The 16,891-nt window shown below is 37.6% G+C and carries 13 protein-coding genes; 8 read left to right on the top strand and 5 right to left on the bottom strand.

Going from position 1 to position 16,891, the window contains the following annotated elements; all coding sequences use genetic code 11:
- The first annotated feature begins 89 nt into the window (after positions 1-89).
- Positions 90-1,616 carry a CoA-acylating methylmalonate-semialdehyde dehydrogenase gene (locus NSU17_RS06110; protein WP_016838796.1) on the top strand — a complete coding sequence of 509 codons (1,527 nt, stop codon included), beginning with the start codon at positions 90-92 and terminating at the stop codon, positions 1,614-1,616.
- Between the two features lie 349 nt (positions 1,617-1,965).
- Positions 1,966-2,589: an ECF transporter S component gene (locus NSU17_RS06105; protein WP_340704587.1), complete on the top strand. Its 624-nt coding sequence runs from the start codon at positions 1,966-1,968 to the stop codon at positions 2,587-2,589.
- Between the two features lie 166 nt (positions 2,590-2,755).
- Here the strand turns inward: NSU17_RS06105 and NSU17_RS06100 are convergent, their stop codons facing one another.
- From NSU17_RS06100 to NSU17_RS06085, 4 genes are read right to left on the bottom strand one after another with little or no spacing between them, the layout of a single operon-like run.
- Positions 2,756-4,006, bottom strand: a complete 1,251-nt coding sequence (locus NSU17_RS06100) for a Zn-dependent hydrolase (RefSeq protein ID WP_340704586.1) — start codon at positions 4,004-4,006, stop codon at positions 2,756-2,758.
- A gap of 20 nt (positions 4,007-4,026) precedes the next feature.
- On the bottom strand, positions 4,027-5,541 hold the full coding sequence (locus NSU17_RS06095) for a sodium:solute symporter family protein (RefSeq protein ID WP_016838800.1): 1,515 nt from the start codon (positions 5,539-5,541) through the stop codon (positions 4,027-4,029).
- Positions 5,538-5,738, bottom strand: coding sequence for a DUF3311 domain-containing protein (locus tag NSU17_RS06090; RefSeq protein ID WP_016838801.1), 201 nt, complete (start codon positions 5,736-5,738; stop codon positions 5,538-5,540). The genes NSU17_RS06095 and NSU17_RS06090 overlap by 4 nt, the downstream gene beginning before the upstream one ends.
- Positions 5,725-7,362: an amidohydrolase gene (locus NSU17_RS06085; protein WP_340704585.1), complete on the bottom strand. Its 1,638-nt coding sequence runs from the start codon at positions 7,360-7,362 to the stop codon at positions 5,725-5,727. Before NSU17_RS06085 ends, NSU17_RS06090 begins: the two co-directional genes overlap by 14 nt.
- Before the next feature lie 241 nt (positions 7,363-7,603).
- Between NSU17_RS06085 and NSU17_RS06080 the strand changes: the two genes are divergently transcribed.
- The gene (locus NSU17_RS06080; RefSeq protein WP_340704584.1) at positions 7,604-9,190 is read left to right on the top strand and encodes a PucR family transcriptional regulator; all 1,587 of its coding nucleotides are present in this window, start codon (positions 7,604-7,606) and stop codon (positions 9,188-9,190) included.
- Between the two features lie 378 nt (positions 9,191-9,568).
- Positions 9,569-10,924, top strand: a complete 1,356-nt coding sequence (locus tag NSU17_RS06075; RefSeq protein ID WP_340704583.1) for an aspartate aminotransferase family protein — start codon at positions 9,569-9,571, stop codon at positions 10,922-10,924.
- An 863-nt stretch (positions 10,925-11,787) separates the two neighbouring features.
- Here the strand turns inward: NSU17_RS06075 and NSU17_RS06070 are convergent.
- Entirely contained in the window at positions 11,788-12,141 is a 354-nt protein-coding gene (locus NSU17_RS06070; protein ID WP_340433360.1) for a hypothetical protein, read from the bottom strand.
- 257 nt (positions 12,142-12,398) lie between these two features.
- On the opposite strand from NSU17_RS06070, the gene ggt reads away from it, so the two are divergent.
- From ggt to NSU17_RS06050, 4 genes are all read left to right on the top strand, one after another.
- On the top strand, positions 12,399-14,033 hold the full coding sequence (gene ggt / locus NSU17_RS06065; RefSeq protein ID WP_340704582.1) for a gamma-glutamyltransferase: 1,635 nt from the start codon (positions 12,399-12,401) through the stop codon (positions 14,031-14,033).
- 156 nt (positions 14,034-14,189) lie between these two features.
- Positions 14,190-14,744, top strand: a complete 555-nt coding sequence (locus NSU17_RS06060) for a chromate transporter (protein ID WP_340433355.1) — start codon at positions 14,190-14,192, stop codon at positions 14,742-14,744.
- A complete protein-coding gene (locus NSU17_RS06055; RefSeq protein ID WP_340704581.1) occupies positions 14,741-15,268 on the top strand; it encodes a chromate transporter in 528 nt (175 codons plus the stop codon). Before NSU17_RS06060 ends, NSU17_RS06055 begins: the two co-directional genes overlap by 4 nt.
- Before the next feature lie 109 nt (positions 15,269-15,377).
- Positions 15,378-16,844, top strand: a complete 1,467-nt coding sequence (locus tag NSU17_RS06050) for a GGDEF domain-containing protein (protein WP_340704580.1) — start codon at positions 15,378-15,380, stop codon at positions 16,842-16,844.
- The last annotated feature ends 47 nt before the right edge of the window (positions 16,845-16,891 follow it).

Raw genomic sequence — 16,891 nt, 5'->3', positions numbered from 1 at the left:
TTCCATTACAGTTATGGGTAACAGGACAACAGCTGGACATATTTGGAGGAAGAGAATATTTAAATTAAACAATACAAGGGGTGTATAATATGGCAGTTGAACAAAAAATTCGTGAGTTACAACATTTTATAAATGGTTCGTTAGTGCCTGGAACAAGTGGCCGTTTTTCGAATGTGTACAATCCGTGCACAGGAGAAGTTATTGCACGCGTACCACTTGCGACTCGAGAAGAAGTTCGACATGCGATTGAAGTGGCGAAAAATGCTTTTCCAAAATGGAAGGCGATGTCTGGCGGAAAAAGATCTGAGATTGTGCAAAGATTCCGCCAACTGATTGCAGAAAACCAAGAAGAATTAATCGAAATTATTTGTGAGGAAAGCGGTAAGACGAAAGAAGACGCTCGTGGAGAAATTCAGCGCGGTTTAGAATCAGTAGATTTAGCGATTAATGCTCCACACATGGTAAAAGGGGAGTATTCCGTAAATGTAGGTGGCGATATTAATGCATTCTCCCGCAAAGATCCTCTTGGAGTTGTGGCAGCTATTTCACCGTTTAACTTCCCAGTTATGGTGCCGCTTGCTCAAACAAGTATGGCGGTTGCCGTAGGAAATGCCGTTATTTTAAAACCATCAGAAAAAGTGCCGATTTCTGCGCTATATATTTCAAACCTTTGGAAAGAAGCAGGATTACCAGATGGTGTATGGACGGTTATTAATGGAGATAAAGAGGCGGTAAATGAATTGCTAGAAAACGATACAGTACAAGCGATTCACTTTGTAGGTTCAACACCAATTGCGGAGTATATTTATCACACTGGAACGAAATATAATAAGCGGGTAGCGGCGCTTGGCGGCGGTAAAAACTTTATGATTGTCATGCCAGATGCGGATTTAGAAAAGGCGGCAAATGCATTTATTGGAGCGGCTTATGGTGCAGCTTCCCAGCGTTGTATGGCACTATCAGGAGTAATTCCAGTGGGGAAAGAAACGGCAGATAAACTCGTTGCCATCTTAAAAGAAAAAATCGAGAAATTAAAAGTAGGTCCATATACAGACGATAATGTAGACTTCGGTCCGGTTATTTCGAAAGAATCAAAAGAAACGATTCTTGGCTATCTTGAGCGAAGCCTAAAAGAAGGAGCAAAACTTGTAACAGATGGCAGAAATCCTGAAATCTTGAAAACTTTAAATGGTTTCTATTTAGGTCCAACTTTACTAGATGAAGTGACGCCAGATATGGAAATCTTTAAATATGAGGTATTCGGCCCTGTACGAATTGTGGTGAGAGCAGATTCTTTACAAGAAGCAATTGATATCATTAATTCCCATGAGCTTGGCAATGGGGTGACAATCTTTACGAACAATGGTGCAGCTGCTCGCAAGTTCCAAGACGAAATCGAAGTAGGAATGGTTGGTGTCAACGTGCCAATCCCAATTCCAGTAGGTTATCACAACTTCGCTGGTTGGAAACGTTCAAATTTCGGTACAGGTGTCATGTTCGGTCCAGATCAAGCGAACTTCTACACGAAGAGAAAAACAATTTCTGAAAAATGGCTTGATGTGGATACAGAATCAAAAGTTACATTTGCATTCCCTAGCAATGACAATACAAAATAATTTTTCATTTGGGGTAATAGGTTCTTTGCTTTCCTAAGTAAAAATATAAAATTCCCCCTTATGAGGCTGTCTAGAGAGGGTATTTCCTTTCTAGGCGGCTTTTTTTATGAGATCCTGTAGGTTTTCTTTACAGAGAACAATGCGGCCAATTTTTAAAGAATGCCGCGTCCATTAGTATCGATAAATTATCTTAATATAGAGAAGATTGGTAGAAAATCCATTGTTCAATGCAAATTCTTAAAAGATGAATTCAATAGTGAAATATTTTATGAATGACAATTTCGAGCATTCATGGGAAAATCTTAGAGTAACCGTTTCATACTAGATCGTTATAAAAAGGGGATTAGTTATGAGAATAAGAGATTTTACGCTAACAACCGTATTTTTAGCAATCATTTTATTATTTGCGCTTACACCCATTGGATTTATTCATTTAGGTGTGATTAAAGCTACAATTATTCATATTCCAATCATTATTGCTTCTATTATTTTAGGGCCAAGAATTGGGGCTTTTCTCGGACTTGCCTTTGGAATTTCAAGTGTTATTACGAATACAATTGCACCAACCTTATTATCTTTCGCTTTTTCACCGGCAATCCCTGTGTTAGGGACAAGCCAAGGCAGTTTATGGGCGCTATTTATTGCCATTGTGCCAAGGGTGATAGTCGGTATTCTTCCATATTTTCTTTATAAGTTCCTTCAAAAAGTTTTGGCAAAGATGAAATCCAATCTGAAAGTATCTTTATTTTTAACGGGACTATTGACTACGGTTTTACATACGTTTTTGATTATGGGGTCTATTGCTTTAGTGTTCCATGACGCTTATGCGCAAGCAATGAAAGTGGATAGCGTGCTTGGCGTTATAGCTGCCGTGTTAACGGTGTTTTTCACCAATGGCATTGCCGAAGCCACGCTGGCAGCAGTAGCTACAGCAGTGGTGGTGCCGCCGTTGCTAAAAATCGCGAAGAAATAGGAATTAAAACAATTGGCAATACATTATGCTAAAATGCTGACAGTTGCGACGAGGATAGTGATATTTTGATATGACCACCGCAGGAGCAAAGTTTTTAGAGAATATTACCATAAGAAGTAAGGCTGTTCAGAAAGTGATCGACTTTCTGGACAGCCCCAAGGTATTTTTATTGATTTTTCGAAGCTGATGAATATTTTGATAAATAGTGATCGTGAAGGGAAAGTAAAGTTTGCAACAATACGTTGGCACCTTTATAACAATCTTCGTAGTAAGTTAACTCTTCTTCACAGTGGCTGCGTCCACCTACACTCGGTACAAAAATCATCGCTGTTGGAACAATGCTTGCAATAAACTGCGCATCGTGGCCAGCCCCGCTGTACATTCTTCTAGTAGAATATCCTAATGATTTGCTTACGGATTCAATTGTATTTACAATCGTTTCATCAAATGGAACTGTATCACGGCCCCAAAGCTTCTCAAAGCTAACGGTACATCCATTCGACTCGGTAGGGAGTGAGTGAATGATTGTTTCCACTTGTTTAATGACGTTCGGATCTTTATGGCGAGATTCTAGCGTAAATTTCACTAGATTTGGCACCACTGTATGAATGTTTGGATGCACATTGACTCGCCCCATTGTATACACGAGTTCTTCATCAAGTTTTCCGAGTTCTTGTTTTAAATGCGTAATTAAATCAGCCGCTAAGAAGAGGGCATCCTTTCGATGTTTCATTGGGAAAGTACCGGCATGGTTGGATTCACCTTTCACTGTAATTTCGTAGCACACCATTCCAACGACGCCTTCAACCACTCCAATTTCTTTCTGTTCGGACTCAAGGACAGGACCTTGTTCAATATGAAGTTCGATAAAGGCTGTTCCTTCTTTCAAACGGTTTTGCTCATCACCTTTAAATCCGCTATTTTCGAGAGCTTCTCCAAAAGTAATGCCGTTTTTATCTGTGGATTTCAGCATTTTTTCTTTATCAAATTTCCCTGTCAGTACGCCAGAACTCATCATCGCTGGGTCAAAGCGGGCGCCCTCTTCATTCGTGAAGTTCACAAGTATAATTGGAAATTCTAGTTCTATGTTTAAATCTTTCAAAGTGCGAACGACTTCTAACGGTGTCACCACTCCTAAAACTCCATCGAAACGACCGCCTTTTTCAACAGAATCTAGATGCGAACCCATAAGGATAGGAGGAAGATCCTTTTTACCTGGCAGTGTGGCATAAATATTGGCCATGTCATCAATTTTTATGGACATTCCTAACTCTTCACAGCATTTAATAAAATATTTTCGTGCTTCAATATCTTCTTTAGAGAGGGATAGGCGCGTTACACCATTATTTTTCGTTTTCCCAATCTCTGCAAAAGCTTCAATCGTTTCACGAAGTCGATTTGCATTACAAACTTTCATATTCCATTCCTCCAATCAAATTATTTTGTGATAGATGTTTCCTCTAGTTGTGCAGGGCTTTGTTGCAATACCGCTTCTTCCTCTTTTTCCTTCACCAAACTTTTCGTTAGCAAACTCACGCAAATGGCAACAATGAAGTTCAGGATTAGAGCAAGCATGCCTGTACTAATGTCGTTAATAAATGTTGGAACGTTAGGGAAGAAGGTTGCAATCTTAGCTCCTGTTAAACTCATGTAGAAAATCACTGCAACCGCAGCTAAGATCCCTGCAATAACCCCGTACTTATTCAACAATGGTTTCTTTGAGAAGCTAAACAACAGTCCAGGTGCTAATTGCGTAATAATCGCATACGATAAAATGTTTAACATCGCTAGAGCATCACTACCATTTACAGCGAAGTAAAGGGCGATGATGACGATAACAACGATAAGTATTTTGGATAGGAGCAATTGCTTTCGTTCGCTAGCATTTGGATTAATGACACGGTAAATTCCTGTTGTAAGACCAATGGAAGCGGAATTTAACATAACGGAAGCAGGAACTAACGCTGTTAATAATCCAGCTGCACCAACGACTCCAATTACCCAAGGGTCAAAAGTTTGAATGGATAAACGCAATAACGACAAATCTCCTTCAGAACCTTGCAATCCAGGTATTTGCACGATTGCCGCAAAGCCGATGAAAAAGGCGAACAATAATAATAATGTATAGAGTGGCAATGTAATCGCATTCTTCCGTAATGCTTTTTCACTGTTAGCCGTTAACGCGACAGAGAACGAGTTTGGAAGCAAATAAAAGCCGAGTGCGTTTAATAACACAGTTGAAATAAACCAAGAAATACTAAAACCGGAATCTGCAAGTGTTAATTTTTCTGGCTGTGTAGCTTGTACAGCTTCAAACAATGGTCGGATTCCACCGAAGTAATGATAAGGAATATATAGCCCTAAGAAGATAATCACGGCTAGAATCATTATATCTTTCACAACGGCTGTCCAAGCAGAACCGTGCATACCTGAAATAATGACGTACGTTGTTACAATAACCGCTCCAATTGTACTTGCGATAGCAGGGGAGATTGCGCCATAAGATGCCTCTGATACAATAATCCCTAAACCTTTTAATTGAATCATAATATAAGGAACGAGAGCGGCTGTTCCGAGAATCGCAACGATAATCCCTAAAGCTGTACTTTTATAAAAGGATGCAAAATAGCTTGGCTGAGAAATAATGTGATGATCTTTTGAATATCGCCAAACTTTTGGAATGAGCCAATAGGATAACACGTACGCCAAGCAAATATAAGCAGGGACATAAAAGGCTGCTGCACCATTAGAATATGCCCAACCACTACCTCCTAAGAACGTAAATGTTGTATAAACTTCCCCAGCAATTAACAAGAACACAAATAGCGTTCCGAAACCTTTATTACCGACAGCAAATTCATCTAAATTAATATCTTTCCCGCGAGATGAACGAATCCCTAAATACAAAGCGAATAGGGCAAAGGCAAAAATAATGATTAATGAAGTATTCATTCAGCTTCACCTTCCTTATTATCTGGATCAAATCGATAAATAATGGCCATGATGACTGATGAAAGAATCATCCAAAACACAATCCAAAATAATAAAAAAGGCAAGCCAAATACATAAGGTTCAATGCGATTCACCATTGGGAGACAGACAATCATCCCAATAAAAGGAATAATCAGCAACAATTTAATGTACTTCATAGAATCCTACCTCCTTTGAATCCTTTCTCTGATAAAGAATGTTTCCATCAATCATTGTTAAATCCACTTGTAAATCTTTAATGTGATGAGGATGAATATTCAAAATGCTATCATTTAGCACAACGAGATCAGCAAGTTTTCCTGGTTCGATGCTACCTTTTATGTGCTCTTCAAAGGAGGCATAAGCACCGTTGTAAGTATACATTCTGATTGCTTCTAAAACGTTGATGGATTGATTTTCTCCAATCGGCGTCCCTTCGCTCGTTTTACGATTCACTGCTGTATGAATTCCAATTAAAGGATTGTAGTCTGTAACAGGGGAGTCTGAACCAGCTGCTGCCAGAATGCCTTGATCAATGAAATCTCGAGCGGGGTACATGTAACGAACTCGCTCTCCGTAATTGTGGATATACGATTCACCAAACTCATAATGGAATGGCGGATTTGGAACAGGAATCAAGCCTAGTTCCTTTATTCGCTTTTGCAAATCTGGAGTCGAAATGCCAGCATGTTCAATACGATGGCGATGATCTTTTCGCGGGTGTTCTTTCAATGCTCGCTCAACAACATTCAAATACATTTCAATTGCCTTATCTCCTTGAGCATGTACGGTAATTTGATACCCCAGTTTATGAGCATGTCCTAAAATGTTATAAATCTCTTCTTCAGAGTAATAGAGAATGCCATGATTTGCTGGATTACTTGTATATCCTTCACGCGTTGCAATGGTTGGGCCAGTGCTGCTACCATCCAAAAATAATTTAACGGGTCCTAATTTGAACCATTCATTGCCTGTCCCAGTGAGCGTTCCAGAGGCTATGATTTTCTTTAGAAAGTCTTTTGAATCAACTAATGAACCTAATAATGCATATATTCGTAATTGCAACAAGCCTTGTTGACTCGCAATTTGGAGTGCTCGAAAACTATCCGCGTTAAACGCTCCAGCTTCACCAACACTTGTTATGCCAGCTGCTAAAAAATCCCGATTGGCAATTTCAATCGCTTTTAACAACTCTTCTTCCGTATAGCTGGCAACTTGATTCATTTCCATATTTGCTGCTTCAATAAGTCGACCAGTAAAATGGCCGTTTTGATCTTTTTCAATGATACCTCCTTGAGGATTAGGTGTGTGTTGATCAATATTTGCAAGTTTCAATGCTTTGCTATTGACAAAGGAAATGTGGCCACATGTTCTAGTAATGATAATAGGGTGTTCTGTTGAGATGGCATCTAATTCTTCCAGTGTAGGGTAGCGCTGTTCTGTTACTTTTCTTTCATTAAATCCCCATGCTCGAATCCATCTTCCGGGGGGAGTGCTTTTCGCCTTTTCTGATAAGGCATGAAGAATGGCTTCTAAGGAGTCCATTCCAGATTCTTTGCAATTGATGGCTAGTTGATTTACTCCATATAAAACAAGATGTAAATGGGCATCATTAAACCCTGGAAGAAGAGATCTTCCATTTAAACGAATCCGTTTTGTATTTGGACCTATCAAGTGTTGGAGAGAATTGTATTCACCTGTTGCAAGAATTTTTCTTCCTTTTACACAAACACAATCAACGACTGAATCAAACCGATCTACTGTGATCACTTCTCCATCATAAAATACATAATCTGCAAACATACATTCACCCCTTATACAAAAAATACCTATACACCTAGAAAGGGATTAGTGTATAGGTATAATAAATTTAACATTTATAAAATTCAGAAAAATATAGACACTTTGTTAAATACTTTCAAGTATCATTATACATATCGTAACTACAAAAATTTATATTATTTCTCTATTATGCTGAAAATTTGTTAGTTTTGTTCTATTAAACAACGTTTTAACAATATAAATAAATAAGGAGGGATAGCCATTGAATCATTATTCCATGCAAGTTCAAGATATTTTGCACAACAAACATTTTCAAAAAGCGGAAGTGATTGCAGGAAGATTGGGTTTACACAATGTCATTAAGTGGGTACATATTTTAGAAATTGTCAATGTTGAAAACTTTGTAAAAGGCAATGAGCTTGTATTAACGACTGGACTGGGCATCCAAAATGATGTAGATAAATTTTTATATTTTGTAAAAGGGCTAATTGAATCCAATTGCGCGGCTCTTTGTATTGAATATGGGCAATATATTCAACAAGTGCCTTATGAAGTGGTTCAACTTGCAGATGAGCATGCCTTTCCCATCATTGTTTTTAAAGAAGAAGTGGCCTTTATAGAAATTACGCAAGAACTGCATTCCCTCATTATTAATAGGCAATATGCGATGGTTTCAAAGCTAGAGAGCTATTCCGAAAAGTTGAATAAAGAAACATTGTACGCACAGCAACCGGAAGAAATCTTGAAAATTACTTATAAATATTTAGAAAAACCACTTGTCTTGAAAATTGATGGACAAGAACCCATTTTATATCCAAACACTTCGAAAAAACATAAAGCTTGTTTGTTGCAGAAGTTAGAAGAAGAATCATATGTTCAAAAACTACTCGTGCAACCTATCCATCTATTTGAACATAAATATGCAGAAGTGATGTTAGTAGAAAAGAAAACTTCTATAACTGAATTCGAAACACTCATTTTGGACAGAACAGCGACTGCCCTTGGCCAACTTTTTATTCGAAAATTATATGTGGAAGAGAAAAAGGGAATGGAGGACGCTCACTGGATAGAGGGATGGATTGAAGGGAAGCATTCAAAGGATGAAATTCATCACTACCTATTTTCGCAATGGCCAAGCCTTTCTTTACAAGGCGGAGCGGTATTTATCACCCAATTTAATGAATCTTTCTCACAGCAGAAACTTGATATTACTTACTACAAATTATTAGGGCGGTCTATTTTCGAACAGTACGGATTTTTAACATTAATTATAGAAAAGAAAAAGTATATTATTTTTATCTTGTTAAATAAAAGAGAAGGTTCAATGAAAGAGCGAATGAAAGAAGCCCTGAGCAAACTGGGAAATTCTGAAGTGTTAGCGAAAATTCATCCATCTTCTTTCCAATTTGCTGTAGGAAAAATCATCAATGATCTGCAATGCATGCATGATAGCTTTCAGACGGCGTTGGATACGTTATATATTAAAAGAAAAGTAGGGACACCTGCTCAATTTTATGATGATTTGCATTTATTCCGATTGATTTATAATTTGCAAAAACATGTAGATTTAGAGCAAATGGTAGAAGATTATTTGCAACCGTTAATTGAGTTTGATGAAAAGAACAATGGCCAATTGCTTGAAACGTTAGAAGTGTATTTGCAAACGAATGGTTCGAAACAGGAAACCGCAAGAAGGTTATATATAGTACGGCAAACGTTGTATCACCGCATTCGAAAGATAGAAAGTTTACTAGGGGAAGATTTTATGAATGGTGAAAAAAGGCTTGCATTAGAATTTATGCTACTTGCAAGAAAGTTTTTAGTGCCGATGAAGAAAGGGAGCGCATGAAAAGTCATTTTGATGGGTCTCTTTTATGGCTCGCTCTGCTTTCGTCGCAGATATATTGCGACGAGTGTGACCATTGGTGGGAGAGATTAAAAAAGATATTTATTGATAAGATTTGAGCCTGACCAAAAAGTTTTACATTTTTTGGTCGGCTTTTTACATTTTTTGAAAAGCCTTTTACGACAAGAGCGGAGGGGAGTTATTTTTACGTTTTGTACAATATTTTGAATTTTATTTAACGTTTTGTTCAATGAAAAACACCTACTTCCCATTCATAATATACATACAACAAGTGCCTTTCTAGCTAGCATTCTATTGATTTTTGAAAAGGGTTTCTTTTGTAAGCGGAATGATGAAAGTAATGAATAGGAGCGTGATGAAATGTTAAGTACAAATGCTGGGAAAGAGTTGTTGGCAAAAGATGAAAAATATGTGTGGCACTCCATGAAACCATACAACCCTAATGCAACCTTTGTAATTGAAAAATCAACGGGCGCAAGAGTTGTTGATGTGGACGGAAAAGAGTATATCGATGCGATGGCAGGGCTTTGGTGTGTGAATGTTGGATATGGTCGGGAAGAGTTAGCGAAAGCAGCATATGATCAAATGATAAAAAATGCGTACACGCCACTATCCTTTTCCCATGCACCAGCTATTGAGTTAGCAGAAAAAATTAATGAGCTGTTAGGCGATGACTATGTCATTTTCTTCTCCAATAGTGGTTCTGAGGCAAATGAAACAGCCTTTAAAATCGCAAGACAATATCACCATCAAAAAGGCGAGTCATCCCGCTGGAAAATCGTCTCCCGCTACCGTGCCTATCATGGGAACTCTATGGGCTCACTGGCAGCAACTGGTCAAGCAGAACGAAAATACCGTTACGAGCCATTAGCACCAGGATTCATTCATGTAACACCGCCTGATTCTTATCGCAACAATGAAGATCATTATACAGACCCACTTGAAATTCCAAGTGTAAAAGAAGTCGACAAAGTCATGACTTGGGAGTTCAGCGAAACAATTGCGGCAATGATTTTAGAGCCAATTATTACAGGGGGCGGCATCCTCATTCCTCCAGAAAACTATTTAAAAGGAATCGAAGCGGTATGTAAAAAGCACGGAGCATTAATGATTGTTGATGAAGTGATTTGCGGATTCGGCCGCACTGGAAAACCATTTGGCTTTATGAACTACGGCGTTAAACCAGATATCATTACGATGGCAAAAGGTATTACGAGTGCTTATCTACCTTTATCAGCAACTGCGGTGAAACGGGAAATTTATGAAGCCTTTAAAGATAGTGGAGAATATGATTTCTTCCGCCATGTGAATACGTTCGGCGGAAATCCAGCAGCATGTGCAGTAGCGATTAAAAATATTGATATTATGCTAGAAGAAAATCTATTCGAACGTTCAGCGGTAAAAGGTGCTGAAATGTTGAAAGCATTCCAAGATGAGTTGAAAAATGCACCGTATGTTGGCAATGTGCGAGGAAAAGGATTGCTGATTGGAATTGAACTTGTGAAAGATCAAGCTACAAAAGAGCCGCTTGATGTAAAACTAGTGAATGAAGTCATTGCGAAAAGTAAAGAGAACGGCGTCATTATTAATAAGAACGGCGTAACAGTGGCAGGCTATAATAACATATTAACAATCGCACCACCATTAAATATTTCAGATGAAGATATTGAAACAGTTGTGAAAGTCGTTTCTAAAGCAATTAAAGAGTTGAAATAAAGTTACGTACACACATACCTTTAAAATAATGTTGTAATAAAGTGAACGACATTGTACGAATGCAAAGTGGATACTTGATGGTTCTATCAAATGAATCCCTAAAAATTGAAGGTTGCATATGTTGCGTTTTGGCGATTATTGCATAAAGTGCATGATGTAAGAAACTCAATTGAATCTCTTTCGAATGTGAAAGTTGAAGCACATCCCTATGAAGAAACCGGCGAAACTACTTTCGTCCTTCCCCCTTGTTTTAAATAGAACGTGTTAATTCGAATAAATTTTTATGAATTTGTGATAATTACTTTGAAAGTTGAAGCGAATCTATTAAAATATTTAATTGCGTGTGGTTATGAATGAAGGAATAGATTGCATGGACCAGTCGAATTTTAGGTTCGACTGGTCTATCTTTTTGTAGATATAAATGTAGAAAACGGAAGATCATTAATCGTTAGAAAAGATGAAATGTTGCATTATTTCCCGAGAAATGTCTTATTTTGGGAGGGGAATTTCCTTGAATGTCGAAGATTTGGTACATGAAACAGAAGGTGTTGAATTCTATCTGAAAGACAACTAAATAGGATCTTCTATTGGAATAAAAAATTTTTTGGAGGGAAGGAACTTTTTCGTAGCGACATATCGTTATCCCCGTTAAGGAGGCTATTCCTTTATTATCTGACGAGGGGAAGTAGTTGTTGGACGAAAGTTTATTATTCGAAAATCTCGACTTCATTTCGCCTTCGTGAAGAAAAAGCCGCTTACTGTTGCGATTGTAAATAAGACATTAAATGACCCTTTAATAATGAGAAAAACGAGGAGAAGTCCCCTCGTTGTTGATAAGTTGAAATTAAACCCGTATCTATTCATCAATTTAACTCTAGTGCAATGGTTTCTGTTTTGCCATCCCATTCTATTATAGCTTCAATTTCCGATTCCTTACTCACATTAGAACATCCAAAAGGTAAACTGAATACTCCTTCAGGTTCTAGTGAAACATCTCCTTCTAAATTATCAATGGAGAACTTTATACTTTCGGGAACTGGCTCATTGCCTATATATTTAATAGCTCCACTTGATTTTCCGCAAACTTCACTTTTATTCACTTCATAACGTATACTCCAATAATCGCTTTCCCCAGTATATAAAAGAATTTCTTGTATACATGCTGGCAAGGGAAGAATACAAATAAGCAAAATCATTAACATACGGACTTTTTTCAAAATTTAACACCTCCCGCTTAGTAACTAAATAACTTTACTAGAATTGCAATTCGACATTATTAATATATTACTCATGAATTTCAAAAAATCCTTGCAGTTTGTCGATAAATTAACTAAAGGTTTAAACAGTTTTGGCAAATCTCCTTCCTTTTGAAGAAATCAAAAATAAAAAACTGTAAACTCTTTACATTTTCAATTTACAGAATAAAATGAAGATTATGTAGGTTGATTGATGGATTATACAGGGGGGAAGGAGAATGGTTCAATATAGAGCAACGACAATGGCAATGAAAGGGATGGTGACGTCGCCACACTACTTAGCATCACAGGCAGGCCTTTCTGTGTTAAAAGAGGGAGGGAATGCAATTGAAGCTGCTATTGCAATGGCTTCAACCATTGCCGTTGTTTATCCTCACATGAATGGCATTGGTGGAGATAACTTTTGGCTCATTTATAACGCAAACAACGGGGTAATCAAAGCGATTAATGGAAGTGGTCGTTCGGGCAAAAGGGCAAGCATTGAATTTTATCGCTCCAAAGGATACGAAACAATTCCTGCGCGCGGTCCACTTGCGGCTATTACGGTACCCGGTGCAGTTCGGGGATGGAATGTAGCATATCAATACGGACAAGATGAAATGGGAAGTACCATGCCATGGCATAAGCTCCTTGAACAAGCGATTGCCTATGCAAAGGAAGGCTTTCCTGTGACTCCAAGCCAACACACATGGACGAAAGTAAATTTGGATGAAAAAGATCAAAGGTTTCGTGCATTAAATCGTTTTGAAGAGTTTTCTCGCATCTTTCTAAAGGATGGCAAGCCTTACAAAGTGGGAGATATCTTCATTCAAGAAGATTTGGCACACACATTAGAACTCATTGCACAAAACGGCGCGGACTATTTTTATGATAGTGAATTGACGGAACGTATGGTGGAAGACTTGCAGAAACACGGAGGCATTTTGACAAAAGAGGATTTCCAAAAACATACGAGCGATTTAGTGGAGCCCATTTCAGTGCCTTATCGTAACTTTGTGGCTTATAATCTTCCGCCAAATACACAAGGATTGGCGTCTTTATCCATATTGAATATTTTAAATCAATTGAATTTAGCAGAGATTGAAGAAGGCTCTGCACAGTATTATCACCTATTAGCAGAAGCCATCAAACATGCCTTCCGAGACCGTGACAAGTATTTAACTGATCCAACATACAACCATATTCCGCTGAACGAATTGCTCAGTAAAGAGCGGGGAGTTGGCTTTGCTGAAAAGATAAAAGAAAGTTGCCATGCGACGGCATTGCCTGCCATGGATCCAAAGGGGGATACGGTTTGGTTTGCGGTGGTGGATGAAAAAGGAAATACTGTTTCCTGCATTCAAAGCATTTATCATGAATTTGGTTCCGCCTTTATTCCAAAAGGAACAGGGGTATTATTGCAAAATCGAGGCAGCTTCTTCTCTTTAGATGACAAACACGTAAATTCCTTACAACCGAGAAAACGCTCCTTCCATACGCTCAATTCTGCCATGCTGATGAAGGATAATCGCCCAGTCTTAATTTACGGAACTATGGGGGGAGAAGGTCAGCCACAAACGCAAACGCTCCTTGCAACACGCATTATCGATTACGGTATGAATGTACAGGAAGCTATCGAAGCTCCGCGATTTTTATACGGCAGGACTTGGGGAGCAACCACTAATACATTAAAAGTGGAAAGTCGTATTCCGAAAAATGTGCAAAAGGAGTTGAAACGATTTGGGCATGAGGTGGAAGTGGTAGAAGAATTTTCGGATTTAATGGGACACGCAGGAGCGATATATATCGATGAAAAGGGAGTGAAGTATGGAGGAGCAGATCCTCGTGGTGATGGTATAGCCATTGGGTATTAAAAAATTTTCTAATTCCTCTCGTTCGTAATATAACAATTAATTTGCAAAATATGAAATTTTTGTAAAATATATAGAGAGAAAGATATAAAGTATATAAAAAATATAAATACTATTCTATAAGAATTTTACCTACATTACGATAAAGGGGGATAAAGTATGGCAAGGCAGAGAGATATATTTATTGCCTTTTTCCGTTCTGGCATGTTGGGATTTGGTGGAGGGCCATCAACTATCCCTCTTGTTCAAAAAGAAGTAGTGGCTACCTTTCAAATGATGACCGATGAAGAATTTGCGGATGTGTTAGCAATAGGCAATACTTTACCTGGCCCCATTATTACAAAAATGGCTGGATATATTGGTTATCGAGTAGGTGGATGGCTAGGTTTAATCAATGCTTTAATCGCTGCTATTCTCCCATCGGTTATATTAATGATTCTTTTCCTTGCCACACTCAAACAATTTAAAGATTTTGATTTTGTAAAAGGAATGTCGAATGGAGTTATTCCAATTGTAGCCGTAATGCTTGGAGTACTCACTTGGGATTTTCTTAAAAAATCTCATAAGTCTCTTGGGTGGAAAGTCGGAGGCATTATTTTGTGCGTTTCAATCGTTGGAATGCTGATTCTGAAGCTACATCCTGGCATCATCATCGCAGGATTGCTTCTGATTGCACTACTTCTCCCAATCAAAAAAGAGGAGAGAAAAGAATGATTTATATACAATTATTTCTGGCCTTCTTCTACCCAGGGATTTTAGGATATGGAGGGGGGCCTGCTTCCATTCCGTTAATTGAATATGAAGTTGTTGATAAGTATGGATGGATGAATACATCAGAGTTCAGCGAAGTATTGGCGTTGGGAAATTCATTGCCTGGACCGATTGCGATTAAAATGGCAGGATACATTGGCTATGAGGTCGGGGGCGTTTTGGGGGCGATTGTAGCATTGTTTGCAACAGTAGGGCCTTCATTAGTTGCCATGTTGATTTTACTTAACATTTTATATCGCTATCGGCAATCCCCGAAAGTCAAAAGATTGTCTAGTTTCGTTTTACCGGCAGTTGTTGTATTGCTTGCAGAATTGACCTTTGATTTTTTGATAACGTCTTATGATACAATTGGAATAATTTATACGATTATACTCATCGTAGGCGCATACATAGCTCTTGAAAAATTAAAAGTTCATCCTGCTTTTGTTGTGATGATGGGCCTAATAATTGGTGGGATATTTCTTTAATAAAAGTGGTTATGATAGGCAAAATGAGGCATTCTTTGGGGTGTCACTATTTTGCCTTCTATCTTTGTGTCATGAAAATACTTTTCAACTATGAAATATAGGTGGTTAGATGAAATATAATTTAAGGGTCAAATTAATTGTAAGTATCGTAATATTAGCGATTATGAGTTGCACTTTTCTAGCAATCGTTTCTTTTATTCAGTTGAAGAAACAAACGGAGGCGGAAAATGAAATTGTTTTTAAACGGATAGAAGACGCAATCAAAGATTCTTTAAAATCCTATGAAAAGGCGATTCTACTGCTAGATGATAACAGCGCTGAAAAAATGAAAGAATATACGGAGATGTTAATAGAGAAGTATAATGAAAATCCAAACTTTGATGAATGGGATTTCCAAGGCTTGAATCAAGAATTAGGGATGCATATATACATAATCAACAAAGAAAATGTGATTACTCATAGTAGTTTTGAACAAGATATTGGTCTAGATTTTACGAAATGTTGTAAAAAACTAACCACCCTATTAAATGAAAGAAGAGCGACTGGAGAGTTTTATCATGATGCGTTAGATATAGAGCAACAAACAGGGGAAATAAAGAAGTATAGTTACATGGCTACACCAGATAAAAAGTATGTGATTGAATTGAGCTACTCTTTAAATGAAAATAATATTTTCAAGGCGTTTAACTTTTTTAATCACATCCAAGAATTAAAAGAATTATATCCATTTATTTATGACATTCATATTTTGAACATTGGAGGATTAACGCTTGGCAAATCTACTAATGAAAGGCGCTTAACGAAAAAAGAAAAGGAAGCCTTTGACAGAACGTTTTCATCGAAACAACCGACAGAAATAAATTATTATTGGAATGGTACACCTGCTACTTTCCGTTACATGTTTTATGAATCAGAATTTAATCGTGACTTTGCTCAAAATAAAGTAATTGAAATCATCTATGATGAAAAACTTTGGAATGCCAATCTGCATCAAATAAAAAAAATGTTTGTCATTCAATTAATCATTATTTTTAGCTTCGTACTAGTGCTATCTTTTGTGATTGCAAGACCAATGTATTTAGCTTACCATGACCGCTTAACGGGACTTGCAAACCGCTCTGCATTTGATGAATTTATAACGGCAATCAAAACGAAAAAAGGGAAGAAAACAGCCTTTTTCATGATTGATTTAGATCATTTTAAGGAAGTTAATGATGTGTTAGGACATCAATCAGGAGATGTGCTGTTAAAAAAAGTGGCTCAAATTATTCGCAGCCTCATCCCGAAAAATGGGGAGGCTTATCGTTATGGTGGAGATGAATTTATTGTTGTTCTGAATTCAACAACGACCGAAGAAGCGAAAGAATTGGCACAGAAAATCATTACGGAAATTAATCACCTTGTTAAACGAAATACAGACATTAATAATCTTGGGGTTTCTGCAAGTATCGGCATTTCTTTTTATCCTGACGATGGGGACAATAAGTATTTGCTTTATAAAAAAGCGGATGTGGCTTTATATATAGCAAAAGAAAAGGGAAAAGGCCAATATTCTATTTTCAAAACAAAGTATTAAAATCTGGATAAATCATGACGTCTTGATATGAAAAAGACGCCTATTTT

The organism is Ureibacillus sp. FSL K6-2830, assembly GCF_038004145.1.
In the GTDB taxonomy this organism is placed as follows: domain Bacteria; phylum Bacillota; class Bacilli; order Bacillales_A; family Planococcaceae; genus Ureibacillus; species Ureibacillus thermosphaericus.
Note: the sequence above shows the minus strand (reverse complement) of the source record. Positions and strands in the feature narration are given on the sequence as shown.

What these genes read in the sequence shown, in the direction of transcription:
- NSU17_RS06110 (WP_016838796.1), top strand. Translation starts at nt 90, where the DNA reads ATGGCAGTTGAACAAAAAATTCGTGAGTTACAACATTTTATAAATGGT.
- NSU17_RS06105 (WP_340704587.1), top strand. Translation starts at nt 1,966, where the DNA reads ATGAGAATAAGAGATTTTACGCTAACAACCGTATTTTTAGCAATCATT.
- NSU17_RS06100 (WP_340704586.1), bottom strand. Translation starts at nt 4,006, where the DNA reads ATGAAAGTTTGTAATGCAAATCGACTTCGTGAAACGATTGAAGCTTTT.
- NSU17_RS06095 (WP_016838800.1), bottom strand. Translation starts at nt 5,541, where the DNA reads ATGAATACTTCATTAATCATTATTTTTGCCTTTGCCCTATTCGCTTTG.
- NSU17_RS06090 (WP_016838801.1), bottom strand. Translation starts at nt 5,738, where the DNA reads ATGAAGTACATTAAATTGTTGCTGATTATTCCTTTTATTGGGATGATT.
- NSU17_RS06085 (WP_340704585.1), bottom strand. Translation starts at nt 7,362, where the DNA reads ATGTTTGCAGATTATGTATTTTATGATGGAGAAGTGATCACAGTAGAT.
- NSU17_RS06075 (WP_340704583.1), top strand. Translation starts at nt 9,569, where the DNA reads ATGTTAAGTACAAATGCTGGGAAAGAGTTGTTGGCAAAAGATGAAAAA.
- ggt (WP_340704582.1), top strand. Translation starts at nt 12,399, where the DNA reads ATGGTTCAATATAGAGCAACGACAATGGCAATGAAAGGGATGGTGACG.
- NSU17_RS06060 (WP_340433355.1), top strand. Translation starts at nt 14,190, where the DNA reads ATGGCAAGGCAGAGAGATATATTTATTGCCTTTTTCCGTTCTGGCATG.
- NSU17_RS06055 (WP_340704581.1), top strand. Translation starts at nt 14,741, where the DNA reads ATGATTTATATACAATTATTTCTGGCCTTCTTCTACCCAGGGATTTTA.
- NSU17_RS06050 (WP_340704580.1), top strand. Translation starts at nt 15,378, where the DNA reads ATGAAATATAATTTAAGGGTCAAATTAATTGTAAGTATCGTAATATTA.